Origin of the sequence: Sphingomonas aurea (assembly GCF_030678875.1) — a bacterium.
GTDB classification, from domain to species: Bacteria; Pseudomonadota; Alphaproteobacteria; order Sphingomonadales; family Sphingomonadaceae; genus Sphingomonas; species Sphingomonas aurea.
Window position 1 is genome coordinate 116,922 of the sequence record NZ_JAUUDS010000006.1, and the last position, 13,995, is coordinate 130,916.

Here is a 13,995-nt window from a genome sequence, read left to right on the forward strand (position 1 = left end):
ATCCCGACGCGACGACGTTGCGGCTCCAGCCTCGGGCGTCAGCGGTTCTGGCTCCCCGCCTGCGCGGGGATGACTCATCACCCGCACCGTGTCTCCAGCGGAATGAGTCTGGCTCCCCGCCTGCGCGGGGATGACCAAGGGGGCGGGAGACGGGTGACGACGATGGTCAGGCCGCCACGGCCAAGGCACGATAGGCCGCCTTCAGGCCGACCTTGTCGATCTTCTCGGTGCCCAGCCGCGGCAGGGGCGCGTCGGCGATCCAGATGCGGGTCGGGACCTTGAAGGCGGCGATGTGATCGGCGAGGTAGGTGCGCAACGCCTCTTCGCCCACATCGGCGTCGAGGTGGACGACCGCGACGGGAACCTCGCCCAGCCGCTCGTCGGCGAGGCCGAAGACGGCGGCCTCCTTGACCGCAGGATGGGTGTAGAGCGCGGCCTCGACCTCCTGGCAGCTGATATTCTCGCCGCCGCGGATGATGATGTCCTTCTTGCGGTCGACGATGAAGAGATAGCCGTCCGCGTCCAGGTAACCGATGTCGCCGGAGCGGAAGAAGCCGTCGGCGGTAAACGCCGCCTCGGTCGCCGCCGGCCGGTTCCAGTAACCGCGGAAATTGGCGATCGAGCGGATGCCGATCTCGCCGCGCTGGCCCTGCGCCAAATGGGTGCCGGCATCGTCGAGGATCGCGACCTCGACCAGCGGCTTCGACGGGCGTCCGCAGGAATCGGGCTTGGCGATGTAGTTGCTGCGCCAGTTGCCGGTGCCGACCGCGTTGGTCTCGGTCAGACCATAGCCGATCAGCGGCGCCGGGCCGCCCATTTCCGCGTCGATCCGGCGGACATGCTCGACGGGGCGCGGCGCGCCGCCGGCGCCGAAATCGCTGACGCTCGACAGGTCGTAATCGCCCCGGTCCGGATGATTGAGGATCTCGAAGCTCATCAGCGGCACGCCGATGAAATAGGTGACGCGCTCGCGCTCGATCAGGCGCATCGCCTCGCGTGCGTCCCATTTCGGGATGATGACGAGCCGGCGGCCGATCGCGAAGCTCTGCAGGAACACCGGCACCTCGGCGGTGACGTGGAACAGCGGGATGGTCAGCAGCGTGACGTGCTGCGTAGGCGGGGCGACGCCGTCCTGGGTCGAGATGGTCAGCATGGTCAGCGCCTGGGACAGGAAGCTGAACGTGCCGGCGATCACCGCGCGGTGATCGGACAGGGCGCCCTTGGACTGGCCGGTCGAGCCCGAGGTGAAGAGGATCGTCGCCAGATCGTCCGGCCCGACCTGCGGCAGGTCGCCGGCCTCCCCGGTCAGCAGCGGCGCGGTGGCCTGGTCGAGCGGCAGCGTGTCATCGATGGCGACGACCGGCGTGGTCAGACCGGGGATCTGCGCCAGCCGCGCGGCGCGCGGGCCGTCGGCGACGATCAGCGCGCAGTCGACGTCCGCGATGGCGGCGGCGAGTTCCTCGGCCTGCCACCAGCCGTTCAGCAGCGTCGCGACGCCGCCCGCCATCAGCACGGCCATGTAGGTGACGATCCACGACGGCGAGTTGCGCGCGGCGATGCCGACCCGGTCGCCCCGCCCGATCCCGCGCCCGACCAGCGCGCGCGCTACCCGGTCGGCGGCGGTGTAGACGGCGCCGAAGGTCAGCCGCTCTTCGCCCGCGACCAGGAATTCCAGATCACGATGCTGGGTGCAGTAATGCGCGAAATAGGCGGGCAGCGAGGGTGGCGCGGCGGCGATCATCGGCAGCGTCGTGCCCCAGCGCTCCACCCCACCAGTGGCCAGCATCCCGCCGGCCGCCGTCAACCCGGCGATCGTATCGTCCATCCGGCGATCGAGTTCCGTCCGCATCCGTCTCTCCGCTTGGTCTTATCATTGTCGAGGGTCCAAACTCAATCAGGACAGCGCCGTGATCGTTCCAAAGCGACTGGCTGGCAAGGAAGGTCGTGCAGACGCGTAGCGGTGCTACGCGCAAGCGGCCTGACGCCGCCAGCCAGTCGCTTTGGAACGACCGCTTTGCGGCGGGCCGATGCGGGTGACATGCGACGTCGCGCGTCGGTCACGATGCTTGAGCATCGCTCCCTCCTTGCTCCTTGCCTGTCGCCCGCATCGGCTCCGTCACGACGTTGTCCTGATTGAGTTTGGACCCTAAGCCACTATGCAGGCGCCGATGACGAGGGGAAAGCCTTGATCCACCTACTTGCCCTGGCCGGCGACCATATCCGTTTCACCGATCTGGGACTGCACCCGGACGTCTTCTCGATCGGCGTCTTCACGCTACGCTGGTACAGCCTGGCCTATATCGCCGGCATCGTGCTGGGCTGGTGGTACCTGCTGCGCCTGCTCGACCAGCCCGGTGCGCCGATGGCGCGGCGGCACGCCGACGACCTGGTCTTCTACGCGACGCTGGGCATCATCCTGGGCGGGCGGATCGGCTACGTCACCTTCTACGCGCCGGAGATGTTCCTGCACCCGCTCTCGATCCTGCGGCTATGGGACGGGGGGATGAGCTTCCACGGCGGGGTGATCGGCACCTCGATCGGAATCATCCTGTTCGCACGCAAGAACGGGCTAAACTGGCTGCGTATCCACGACTATGTTGCCTGTGTGGTGCCGTTTGGGCTGTTCTTCGGCCGGCTGGCCAATTTCGTGAACGGCGAATTGTGGGGCAAGCCCGCGAACGTGCCCTGGGCGATCGTCTTCCCGCGCACCGTGCCCTTTCCGCTGGTCGACCCGGCGCGCCACCCCAGCCAGCTGTACGAGGCGGGGCTGGAGGGCGTGCTCCTGTTCCTGCTGCTGTGGTTCGCGTTCTGGCGCACGAAGGCGCGCTACGATCCGGGCAAGCTGGTGGGGCTGTTCCTGGTCGGTTACGGCATCGCCCGCTTCACCGTCGAGTTCTTCCGCGAGCCGGACAGCCAGCTGCGCGCCTTTGCCGAGGCGACCGGGCTGCACATGGGCCAGTGGCTGTGCGTGCCGATGATCGCCGGCGGGCTGTACCTGATGGCGACCTCTGCCAGGCGGCGGGTGCGAGTGGAGCCGATCGCCGGGACGGAGAGCGTGGCGTAGATGCCGCTCGTTCTCGTCATGTCGGCATGACGGAAGCCGTGGAAGGTCCGCTGCCCGAGCGGCTGGCGCGGGCCATCGCGCTGGCCGGGCCGATGCCGCTGTCGCAATATATGGCGGCTGCCAACACGCAGTATTATGCCACGCGCGATCCGCTGGGTGCGGGAGGCGACTTCGTGACCGCGCCCGAGATCAGCCAGATGTTCGGCGAGCTGGTCGGGCTGTGGAGCGCCGACCTGTGGGACCGGGCCGGGCGGCCGGACTGCCACTGGGTCGAGCTGGGGCCGGGGCGCGGGACGCTCGCCGCCGATGCACTCAGGGCGATGGACAAGGCGGGGCTGAACCCGACCGTCCATTTCGTCGAGACCAGCCCGGTGCTGCGCGGCCTGCAGGCGGAGCGGGTGCCGGGTGCGACCTTTCACGACTCGGTCGCGACCCTGCCCAACGACGCGCCGCTGATCGTTGTCGCCAACGAATTCTTCGACGCGCTGCCGATCCGCCAGCTGGTCCGTCGCCATGCTGTCGAAGGGGCGGGTGGCTGGCACGAGCGGCTCGTCGCGTGCCAGGACACGCTGTTCCTGCCGATCGCCGGCCGGGCGGTACCGGACGCGGTGATCCCGGAACCGCTGCGCGAGGCGCCGGCGGGCGCGATCCTGGAGATCTCGCCCGCCGCGGTCGGGATCATGCGCGAGCTGGCGGCGCGGATCGCGCGGCAGGGCGGCGCGCTGCTGGTGGTCGATTACGGGCATGAGGGACCGCTGCTCGGCGAGACGCTGCAGGCGGTGCGCGCGCACGGCTTCGCCAACCCGTTCGAGGCGCCGGGCGAGCATGACCTGACCGCGCATGTCGATTTCACGATCCTGTCCGCCGCAGCACAGGATGCGGGCGCGACGGTCTGGGGGCCGGTCGAACAGGCCGAGTGGCTGGTGAAGCTGGGCATAGACGCGCGCGCCGCCGCGCTCGCCCGCACCGCCCCCGGCCGCGCCGAACAGATTAGCGCCGATCGCCAGCGGCTGGTCGGCAGCATGGGCAGCCTGTTCAAGGCGCTGGCGGTCACCGCGCCGGGCTGGCCGACGCCGGCGGGATTCACATGATCGCGTGGCGCGACGCCGGGCCGGGCGACGGGGTGGCGCTGGCGGCGCTGTTCGCGCGCTGCTTCACCGATACGTTCGGGCACCTCTACGCAGCCAAGGATCTGGCGATGTTCCTTGCCGGGCAGGGCGAGGACGGCTGGGTACAACAGCTGGCCGACCCCGCCTATGCGGTGCGCCTGGGCGAGGTTGACGGCGCGGCGGTGGCATTTGCCAAGCTGGGTCCCCCTGCCCTGCCGGTGCGGCGACGCGGGCAGGCCGCCGAGTTGCGCCAGCTTTATGTGCTCGCCGACCATCATGGCAGCGGCGCCGGGCAGACCCTGATGGACTGGGCAATCGCCGCCGCACGGGCGCGGGGGGCGAGCGAATTGTTCCTGTCGGTCTATGTCGACAACCACCGTGCCCGCCGCTTCTACGCCCGGCAGGGTTTCGAGGAGGTCGGCACCTATGCCTTCATGGTCGGTACCCAGCGCGACGAGGATATCCTGCTGCGCATGGGGCTGAGGCCGCAGACAGCATGAGCAGCGATGGCGTGAGCGTCGAGGTGATCCGCGCGCCGCTGCTGGGCGACGTTCCGCACGGCTTTCTCGGTCGGCGTGGAGGGGTGTCGACGGGGGTGACGGCGGGGCTGGACCTGGGACGCCGCGGGCAGGATGTGATCGGCCCCGAACTCGCCGAGAATCGCCGCCGTGCGGTGGACGCGGTACTGCCCGGCGCGTCGCTCGCCACGCTCTATCAGGTCCACTCGGTCGATGTGGTGCGGGTGCTGACCGCGATGCGCGACGACGACCGCGCGCGCGGCGACGCGATGGTGACCGACCGGCCCGGCATCCTGCTCGGCATCCTGACCGCCGATTGCGCGCCGGTGCTGTTCGCCGACCCGGAAGCGCAGGTAATCGGCGCCGCCCATGCCGGGTGGAAAGGCGCGATCGCCGGGGTCACCGACGCGACCGTCGCGAAGATGGAGGCGCTGGGCGCGCGGCGCGAGCGGATCGTCGCGGCGGTCGGCCCGTGCATCGCGCGACGCAGCTACGAGGTCGACGACGCCTTCGCACTGCGCTTCACCGCAGAGGATGCCGCGAACGAGCGGTTTTTCGCGTCGGGGCGGCAGGGACATCACCGCTTCGATCTCGAAGCCTATGTCGCGCATCGGCTGGCTGCCGCCGGGATCGGGCGCATCGCGACGCTGGGGCTGGACACCTATGCCGATGCCGACCGCTTCTACAGCTATCGCCGGGCGACGCACCGGGGCGAGGCGGACTATGGGCGGCAGATATCGCTGATCGGCCTTTCCTGAACGACCGGTCGCCGTTTCCTGTTGGCCGGCTAATGCGTTAGGTCCGGTATCAAGGAGACAGCCCATGGCCGACGAAACCGAAGCCGATCTGAGCGGCGCGCCCGCCCCCTCCGTCCCGCGTGACGAGCCGCACACCATCGCCGGCCGCAAGCTGAAACCATCGACGATGATGATGGGCCACGGCTTCGACCCGTCGCTGTCGGAAGGGTCGCTGAAGCCGCCAATCTTTCTGACCTCGACCTTCGTCTTCCCGAACGCCGCGGCGGGCAAGCGCCATTTCGAGGGCGTCACCGGCAAGCGGCCGGGCGGGGCCGAGGGACTGGTCTATTCGCGCTTCAACGGGCCGAACCAGGAGATCCTCGAGGACCGGCTGGGCATATGGGAAGAGGCGGAGGACGCGCTCGCCTTTTCCAGCGGCATGTCGGCGATCGCGACTTTGTTCCTATCGATGGTGAAGCCCGGCGACACGATCGTCCACTCCGGCCCGCTCTATGCCGCGACCGAGACGCTGATCGCGCGCATCCTGGGCAAGTTCGGGGTGAAGTGGCTCGACTTTCCGGCGGGTGCGACGCGCGAAGAGATCGACCGGGTGCTGGAAGAGGCCGCGACCGGCCATGTCGCGCTGATCTATCTCGAATCGCCCGCCAACCCGACCAACGCGCTGGTCGATATCGAGGCGGTGGCGGCGAGCCGCGACGCGATCTTCGCCGACCGACCGGAAAAGCCGCCGATCGCGATCGACAACACCTTTCTGGGGCCGCTGTGGCAGCAGCCGCTGCGCCACGGGGCGGACATCGTCGTCTACTCGCTGACCAAATATGCCGGCGGGCACAGCGACCTGGTCGCGGGCGGGGTGCTGGGCAACAAGGCGCAGATCGACACGATCCGGGCGATGCGCAACACGATTGGCACGATCTGCGACCCCAATACCGCCTGGATGCTGCTCCGCTCGCTGGAGACGCTGGAGCTGCGGATGAGCCGCGCCGGCGAGAACGCGGCCAAGGTCTGCGCCTTCCTGCGCCAGCATCCCAAGGTGGAGCGGATGGGCTATCTGGGCTTTATCGAGGATGCGCGCCAGCAGGACATCTATGCCCGCCACTGCACGGGCGCGGGATCGACCTTCTCGCTACTGGTGAAGGGCGGCGAGGCGGAGGCGTTCCGCTTCCTCGATGCGCTGCGCATCGCCAAGCTGGCGGTTTCGCTGGGCGGCACCGAGACGCTGGCCAGCCACCCGGCGGCGATGACCCACCTGTCGGTGCCCGACGCGCGCAAGGCGGCGCTGGGGATCACCGACAATCTGGTACGCATCTCGATCGGGGTCGAGGATGCCGACGACCTGATCGCCGATTTCGACCAGGCGCTGGGCGCGATCTGATGCCGGTGTTCACCGATATACCGCAGGAGGCGTTCGTCGCGGCGGTGCTGGACCTGGCGGCACAGCTGGCCGCGGACGCGTGGCGGCCCGACTTCATCATCGGAGTGGGACGCGGCGGACTGGTGCCGGCGGTGTTCCTGAGCCATGCCACGGGTCTGCCGATGCTGTCGGTCGATCACAGCAGTCAGGTGAAGGACTTCGCCGACGACGCGCTGGTCCGGCTGGCGCTGCGCACGCGCGGGGGCGAGCGGCTGCTGTTCCTCGACGACATCAACGATTCGGGGCGGACGATCACCCACCTGCGCACCGCGCTGACGGCGGCGGGTAGCGTAGCCGGCGCGGTGCGGTTCGCGACGCTGATCGACAATGTGTCGTCGGCCGAGCGGGTGGAATATCGCCACCGCACGATCGACCGGCGCGAGGTCAAGGACTGGTTCGTCTTCCCATGGGAGGCGGTGGCGCCGGCAGCCTCGGTCGAGGCGGATGCGGCGGAGGTGCCCGAGCGGATCGGGTGACCTGCTGTCATCCGCGATCTCACAATCGTCATCCCCGCGCAGGCGGGGATCCAGACGCGCTGACCTTTGGGCAAAAGGCGCTGCGTCAGCGGTTATGGATCCCCGCCTGCGCAGGGATGACGTCAGGTTAGGGGCGAGTCATCACCCGGATCCGGCCGACCGGCGGCGGGGTGACCGGCGGGCCGGCGGAGAGGTACGTAGCCATCGCCTCCACATCGACCGGACCGCCCGACACGTAGCGGCCCACGGTCAGGCTCGAGAACCCGTCGCCGCCGAACGCCAGGAAATCGCTCAGCACCACGCGGTAGGTGGCGCGATCGTCGAGCGGAGCGGTGCCGACCTTCGCGTCGGTGATTCGCGACCCCGCCGGCTTCGCGGCGTCATAGGCATAGGTCATGCCCGCGACGCTGAGCAGGATCTTGCGGTCGAGCTGCTGCTCCAGCACCGCGCGCAGCTCCGCACCGGTATAGGCGCGTACGGTCAGCGTATTGCCGAACGGCTGGACCGCGTAGAGGTCGCCGTACGTCACCGATCCATCTGCCTTGGGGGTCAGCGCGCCGCGGATGCCGAAGGGGTTCATGAACGCGACCTGCGCGCCCTGCCCCTTGCCCGCGGCGAGTTCGGCGTCGGCGATCAGGTTGCCGAAGCGGGTTTCGGTCATGCCGGCGCCCTCCTTGGGGCGGGGCAACGACTCGGTCAGGCGCCCGGAGGGGCGGGCGGCGAGGGGCGCGGAGGCGGCGGCGTAACGGGCAACGAGCTTCGCCACGCGCGGCTCGCCGACGACCCCCTGGTTGCGGACCGTGACGTTGCGCGCGCTCTTGGCGACGACGCGGTGGGTAGCGGGGTCGATCGCCAGCACCGCGTCGGTCACCAGCGTGCCGTACTTGCCGGCACTGGTCAGGAGGAACGGCTTGCCCGGCGCGTAGGCGGCATAGTCACAGATGTACGAGCGATGGGTGTGGCCCGAGACGATCAGGTCGACGCGGGGGTCGAGCCGGTCGAGGATCGGGCGGATCGCCCCCGACAGCCCGCGGCAGTCGTTCGGCCCCGCCTCCTGCGCGCCGCCCTCGTGGATCAGCACCACGATCGCGTCGGCGCCGGCAGCCTTCAGCTTCGCGGCCTCCGCATTGGCGATGTCGGCCTCGTCGGCGAAGCGGATGCCGGGGATGCCGGCGGGGCTGACCAGGGTCTGGGTGGTGCGCGTGGTCAGGCCGATGAAACCGATCGTCACCGTCCGGCCACCCTCCGTGAAGCGGCGCAGGGCGGTGGCAGGGAGCAGGCTCTGCCCCGCGGCGGTGATGGTGTTGCCGGCGAGATAGGTGAAGCCGGCGCCGGCGAACGGCTCGAGCGTGCACGGCTTCGCGGTGCTGGTGCCGACCGCGACCGCCGCACACCCGCCGCGCTGGAGGCGGAGCAGCTCCTCGGCACCGCGATCGAACTCGTGGTTGCCGGCGGCGTTCAGGTCGACACCGATCAGGTTCATCGCCGCGACGGTCGGCTCGTCGAGAAAGATCGAGGACATCAGCGGGCTGGCGCCGGTCATGTCGCCGGCCGAGACGGTGATCGAGTGGCGCGCCTCTTTACGCAGCCCGCCGATCGTCGCCGCCAGCCACGCCGCGCCGCCGGCGGGCACTGCGTCGATGTCGATGCCCGGCGGCTCCAGATTGCCGTGGAAGTCGTTGAAGGCGAGGACGTGGACCTCGATCGGCCCCTTGCCTGATGCGGCGCCGTCCACGCGCGGCGTGCGCGCGGCGCAGCCCGCCAGCAGCGCGACGGCGAGCGCCAGGCCAAGGGCACGCATCAGCCGTCGCCGATCCGCTCGATATCCGCACCCACCGCCGACAGCTTCTCCTCCAGCCGCTCATAGCCCCGGTCGAGATGGTAGACGCGGCTGACCTGCGTCTCGCCCTCTGCCGCCAGCCCCGCCAGGATCAGGCTCATCGAAGCGCGCAGGTCGGTCGCCATCACCGGTGCGCCGACCAGCCGGTCGACCCCCTTCACCACCGCGGTGCGGCCCGACACGGTGATGTCAGCCCCCATCCGCGCCAGTTCGGGGACGTGCATGTAGCGGTTCTCGAAGATCGTCTCGGTCAGGACGCTGGTGCCGTCCGCCTTGCAGAGCATCGCCATGAACTGCGCCTGCATATCGGTGGCAAAGCCCGGGAAGGGCGCGGTGGTCAGCGTCAGCGGCCCGACCGGCCCGGTGGCGGCGACGCGAACGCTATCCTTACTGGGCTCGACCGTCACGCCCGCCTCGGTCAGGGCGGCGAGGGTCGCGCCCATGTCGTCGGCCGCGACGCCGGTCAGGGTCAGGTCGCCGCCGGTAATCGCCGCAGCGCAGGCATAGCTGCCCGCCTCGATCCGATCGGGCATCACCGCATAGGTCGCGCCATGGAGGCGGTCGACGCCCTCGATCTCCAGCGTCTCGGTGCCGATACCGTCGATCCGCGCACCCATCGCGACGAGACAGCGGCACAGGTCGACGATCTCGGGCTCGCGCGCCGCATTCTCGATGCGGCTGCTACCCTTGGCCAGCGCGGCGGCCATGACGACGTTCTCGGTCGCGCCGACCGACACGACCGGAAAGCGATAGCGGCCGCCGGACAGCCGCCCGCCGGGGGCGGAGGCGCGGACATAGCCCGCCGCCATCTCCAGCTCGGCGCCGATCGCCTCCAGCGCCTTCAGGTGGAGGTCGATCGGGCGGTTGCCGATCGCGCAGCCGCCGGGCAGCGATACCCGCGCCTCGCCGGCCCGCGCCAGCACCGGGCCGAGCACCAGGATCGACGCGCGCATCTTGCGGACGATGTCATAGGGCGCCTCGGTACTGGTCAGCTTGCCGGCACGGATCGTCATGACCCGGCCGAAATCCTGCGGGCTGGTCCCTTCGATCCGGGTCGAGGCACCGAGCTGGTTCAGCAGGTGGCCGAAGCCGTCGACGTCCGCCAGCCGCGGCAGATTGCGCAGCGTCAGGGGTTCGTCGGTCAGCAGCGCACATGGCATCAGGGTGAGCGCGGCGTTCTTCGCGCCGGAGATGGGCAGGCGGCCGGACAGGCGGTTACCGCCGCGGATGATGATGCGATCCATGCCCACGATCCCTATCGCCTGCCGCGCGGGGCGCAAGCGTGTCGGGGCGCCGATGATCGCTGCCTGGAGACTCCCCTCCCTGGACAAGGAAGGGGAAAAGAAGGAGCCTTTAGGGGCCTACGCCTTCTCCAGCGTGCATTGCAGGGGATGCTGGTTCTGGCGGGCGAAGTCGGTGACCTGGCCGACCTTGGTCTCGGCAACCTCGTAGGAGAAGACGCCGCAGACGCCGACGCCGCGCTGGTGGACGTGGAGCATCACCCGCGTCGCCTCTTCCATGTCCATCCGGAAGAAGCGCTGCAGGCAGAGGACGACGAACTCCATCGGGGTATAATCGTCGTTCAGCATCAACACGCGGTAGGGCGTGGGCTGTTTGGTGCGGGTGCGCGTCTTGGTCGCCAGGCCGGCACCGGTGCCGCCATTCTCGTCGCTGCCGTCGCCGTCGCGGCGTTCGGCCATGGTGATCGCTCGCTTGTGCATGGATCGCCGAAATATGGCATCGGGCGGGTGCCGGGCAAGACCCCGGCGTGAAGTTTGATCCACCGGAGGCGGATACGACACCGCCCTCCACCCGGAATGCGAGTGGAAGGCGGTATGGTGTCCCCTTCCACCATCGTGCCGGGACGAGCCCGACGTGATGGTGAGGAAATCTGGCGGGGCGGCCGGGGCCGCCCCGCGGGTCCGCTTACGCGGCGACTTTGATCTTCTCGGCCGCGACGGCGACGCGGTTCGAGATCGGCTGCGCGACCTCACCGGCCAGCTTCAGCGAAGCCTCGGTGCCGCGCGACGTCTGGGCGACCAGCGCGTCGAAGCTCGAGCGGACATAGTCGGCCTGGAACTTCAGCAGCTCGGTCGGCGACTTGATCGTGGCGAGGGTGCGGAGTGCCTGGCTGGCCTCCTCGAACGACGACTTCATGTACGCCGCGGCGTCCTGGCCCATCGACTCGAAGCCCTTGGCGGCGATCTTCGACGACTCGACGACGGCCTCGACATTGCCCTTGCCGAACTCGGTGATCTCCTGGAAGAAACGCGCGCCCTTCTCGACCGCACCCTTGGCGCGCTCATTGGCCTCGGCGAAAGCGGCCTGGCTCTTTTCGGTCACGTTCTGAACGGTATCCATGATCGTCTTCTCCTGTTGGGTGGTGGGGGCGGCCGCGGCTTCGGTCTGGACGACCGCCTCCTGAACGGCAGTGGTGATGGTGTCGGTGACGGTTTCGACCTGCGCGACCGTCTGCTCGGCGACCTGATCGACCTGGTCGGTGGCGGCGGTGACCGCCTGCTCCGTAGCCTCGATCACCGGCTGGGTCGTTTCCACGACCTGATCGGCCACCGCCGCTACTGGTTCCGGGACGACTGGTGCCGGATCGATCGCAGCCGGGGCGCTCTCTGCGACTGGCTTCGGCTTGGGCGCGGGCTTGGCGCGCACCACCGGCTTCAGCGTCGGCTTGACCGTCGCGGCGAGCGCAGGCGGAATCGAAGCCTGGATCGGGGTCGGCAGATCGATCGCGGGAGCCGCCTCCTCGACGGCAGGCGTCAGATCGGCGAGCGGCGCAACGATGCCGGGGATCTCGGCGATCCCGGCGGGCGGCAGCCTGCGTCCCGAACGCTTGTTACCCGATGCGGACATGCATCCATCTCCCTTACTCTGCTGCGACGCAACATAGAGCAGGAATCGGCCGCATTCAAGTATTTTGTGCGGTGCAGCAATAACTCAGCGTATTCGGACATATTCGCCGGGCGCGGGCGCCAGCGCGGGCAGCGAACCCTTACCCGGCACCCGCGCGCCGGCCACTTTGACGCTGCTATCATCCAGCGATGTCAGCCACTTGCGCCAGTCCGGCCACCAACTTCCCTTGGTCTCGGTTGCGCCCGCGACGAAATCGGCAAGCGATGCTGCCCCATCCTCGTTGGTCCAATACTGGTATTTTCCGGCGGCCGGCGGATTGACGACGCCGGCGATATGCCCCGATCCGGCGAGCACGAATCGCAGCGGCCCGGCGAAGTGATCGGTCAGCTTCCACACGCTTTCCGCAGGCGCGATATGATCCTCCCGCCCCGCCTGAACATAGCTGGGCGTGGTCACGGTGCCGAGGTCGAGCGGCGTGCCGTCGACGCTGAGCGCGCCCGGCTTCACCAGCAGATTGTCGCGGTAGAGGTCGGTCAGGTAGGACAGGTGCCATTTCGACGGCAGGTTGGTGGTGTCGCCGTTCCAGTGGAGCAGATCGAACGGCGCATAATCCTTGCCGAGCAGATAGTTGTTGGTGACATAGTTCCAGATCAGGTCGCGCCCGCGCAGCAGGTTGAAGGTCGCGGCCATGTAGCGCCCGTCCAGAAACCCCTCCGGCGAGAGGTTGGCGAGCATCTTCAGCTGCTCGTCGTCGACGAAATGGGTCAGGTCGCCGGCATCGGCGAAATCGACCTGCGCGGTGAAGAAGGTCGCGCTCGCCACCTTGTTCGCCTGCCCGCGCGCGGTGAGCAGCGCCAGCGTTGCCGCCAGCGTCGTGCCCGCCACGCAATAGCCGATGGCATGGACCGACGGCATGCCGAGCAGTTCGCGGATCGTGTCGACCGCATCGACCTGGGCGCGGACATAATCGTCCCACGCCACGTCCTTCATGCCGGCATCGGCCGACTTCCACGACACCATGAAGACGGTCAGCCCTTGGTCGACCGCCCAGCGGATGAAGCTCTTCTCCGGCGTCAGGTCGAGGATGTAGAAGCGGTTGATCCAGGGCGGGAAGATGACCAGCGGCGTGCCCGCGACCTGCTTCGTGGTCGGGGCGTACTGGATCAGTTCGTAAAGGGGGGTGCGCTTCACCACCTGTCCCGGCGCGGTCGCCAGGTTGCGCCCGACTTCGAACGCGGTGCCGTCGGTATGGGTCAGCTGGCCGCGACCGATATCGGCCATCATGTGCTGGAGCCCCTTCAGCAGGTTCTCGCCGCGCGTCTCGATCGTCCGCTCGATCACCTCGGGGTTGGTCAGCGCGAAGTTGGACGGGCTCATCGCGTCGACGAACGCCTGCGTGGCGAAGCGCAGCTGCTCCTTCTGCTTGGGCGCGACGCCCTCGACCGCGTCGACGCCGCGCAGCAGATGGTCGGCGATGGTCAGGTAGCTCTGGCGGACTAGGTCGAACGCCGGCTCGCGCCAGGCATCACCCTTGAACCGCTTGTCGACCGGGGCGGCCGGCGTGCCCGGCTGGTCGCCCGGGGTCAGGATGCGCTGCCACAGCGTCAGGCTGTCGCTCCAGAAATCGTGGAGGCGACCGAGCGTCGCGGGATCGTTGACGCCGGGCACGGTCGGCAGCGCGGCGAGGCCCTGCTCCATCATCATCTGCTGCGCGCGGCCCACCACCCAGGTCCAGTGCTGGATCTCCTCCAGCGTCGGCAGGGCGCCGGTGCCGGAGGTACCGGGATCAGGCGCATCGGTCGCGGGCGAGTGCGGGTCGCGCGGGGCTGCCATGACGTCTCTCCTGTCGAAAGCGTCGTGTAGCCCGCGCGTGCGGTCTTCGGAAGCGGCATTCGGGCCCGTTACGGCCATCAGAACGGACGTGGGCGGATAGTGATGCAGAAACGCA

At 69.0% G+C, this 13,995-nt stretch carries 12 protein-coding genes; 6 read left to right on the forward strand and 6 right to left on the reverse strand.

What is annotated here, in order from left to right; genetic code table 11:
- Nucleotides 1-166: 166 nt before the first annotated feature.
- Nucleotides 167-1,849, reverse strand: a complete 1,683-nt coding sequence (locus Q5H91_RS12130; protein ID WP_305173668.1) for a class I adenylate-forming enzyme family protein — start codon at nucleotides 1,847-1,849, stop codon at nucleotides 167-169.
- 336 nt (nucleotides 1,850-2,185) lie between these two features.
- Here Q5H91_RS12130 and lgt point away from each other — a divergent pair, with 336 nt between their 5' ends.
- From lgt to Q5H91_RS12160, 6 genes are all read left to right on the forward strand, one after another.
- On the forward strand, nucleotides 2,186-3,064 hold the full coding sequence (gene lgt, locus Q5H91_RS12135; protein WP_305173669.1) for a prolipoprotein diacylglyceryl transferase: 879 nt from the start codon (nucleotides 2,186-2,188) through the stop codon (nucleotides 3,062-3,064).
- 26 nt (nucleotides 3,065-3,090) lie between these two features.
- Nucleotides 3,091-4,155, forward strand: coding sequence for a class I SAM-dependent methyltransferase (locus Q5H91_RS12140; protein WP_305173670.1), 1,065 nt, complete (start codon nucleotides 3,091-3,093; stop codon nucleotides 4,153-4,155).
- A complete protein-coding gene (locus Q5H91_RS12145) occupies nucleotides 4,152-4,673 on the forward strand; it encodes a GNAT family N-acetyltransferase (protein ID WP_305173671.1) in 522 nt (173 codons plus the stop codon). The genes Q5H91_RS12140 and Q5H91_RS12145 overlap by 4 nt, the downstream gene beginning before the upstream one ends.
- The gene (gene pgeF, locus Q5H91_RS12150) at nucleotides 4,670-5,449 is read left to right on the forward strand and encodes a peptidoglycan editing factor PgeF (protein WP_305173672.1); all 780 of its coding nucleotides are present in this window, start codon (nucleotides 4,670-4,672) and stop codon (nucleotides 5,447-5,449) included. The genes Q5H91_RS12145 and pgeF overlap by 4 nt, the downstream gene beginning before the upstream one ends.
- Nucleotides 5,450-5,513: 64 nt before the next feature.
- Nucleotides 5,514-6,824, forward strand: a complete 1,311-nt coding sequence (locus Q5H91_RS12155; protein ID WP_305173673.1) for a cystathionine gamma-synthase family protein — start codon at nucleotides 5,514-5,516, stop codon at nucleotides 6,822-6,824.
- Nucleotides 6,824-7,339, forward strand: a complete 516-nt coding sequence (locus Q5H91_RS12160; protein ID WP_305173674.1) for a phosphoribosyltransferase — start codon at nucleotides 6,824-6,826, stop codon at nucleotides 7,337-7,339. Before Q5H91_RS12155 ends, Q5H91_RS12160 begins: the two co-directional genes overlap by 1 nt.
- Before the next feature lie 127 nt (nucleotides 7,340-7,466).
- Here Q5H91_RS12160 and Q5H91_RS12165 read toward each other — a convergent pair whose 3' ends face one another.
- The 5 genes from Q5H91_RS12165 to Q5H91_RS12185 form a co-directional block, all read right to left on the reverse strand.
- Nucleotides 7,467-9,140 carry a bifunctional metallophosphatase/5'-nucleotidase gene (locus tag Q5H91_RS12165; protein ID WP_305173675.1) on the reverse strand — a complete coding sequence of 558 codons (1,674 nt, stop codon included), beginning with the start codon at nucleotides 9,138-9,140 and terminating at the stop codon, nucleotides 7,467-7,469.
- On the reverse strand, nucleotides 9,140-10,423 hold the full coding sequence (gene murA, locus Q5H91_RS12170; RefSeq protein ID WP_305173676.1) for a UDP-N-acetylglucosamine 1-carboxyvinyltransferase: 1,284 nt from the start codon (nucleotides 10,421-10,423) through the stop codon (nucleotides 9,140-9,142). The genes Q5H91_RS12165 and murA overlap by 1 nt, the downstream gene beginning before the upstream one ends.
- A gap of 117 nt (nucleotides 10,424-10,540) precedes the next feature.
- On the reverse strand, nucleotides 10,541-10,879 hold the full coding sequence (gene clpS, locus Q5H91_RS12175) for an ATP-dependent Clp protease adapter ClpS (RefSeq protein ID WP_305173768.1): 339 nt from the start codon (nucleotides 10,877-10,879) through the stop codon (nucleotides 10,541-10,543).
- A 226-nt stretch (nucleotides 10,880-11,105) separates the two neighbouring features.
- Nucleotides 11,106-12,047 (reverse strand): phasin family protein, encoded by a 942-nt coding sequence (locus Q5H91_RS12180; RefSeq protein ID WP_305173677.1) that lies wholly within the window; start codon nucleotides 12,045-12,047, stop codon nucleotides 11,106-11,108.
- Between the two features lie 84 nt (nucleotides 12,048-12,131).
- Nucleotides 12,132-13,880, reverse strand: coding sequence for a PHA/PHB synthase family protein (locus Q5H91_RS12185; protein WP_305173678.1), 1,749 nt, complete (start codon nucleotides 13,878-13,880; stop codon nucleotides 12,132-12,134).
- Between the last annotated feature and the right edge of the window lie 115 nt (nucleotides 13,881-13,995).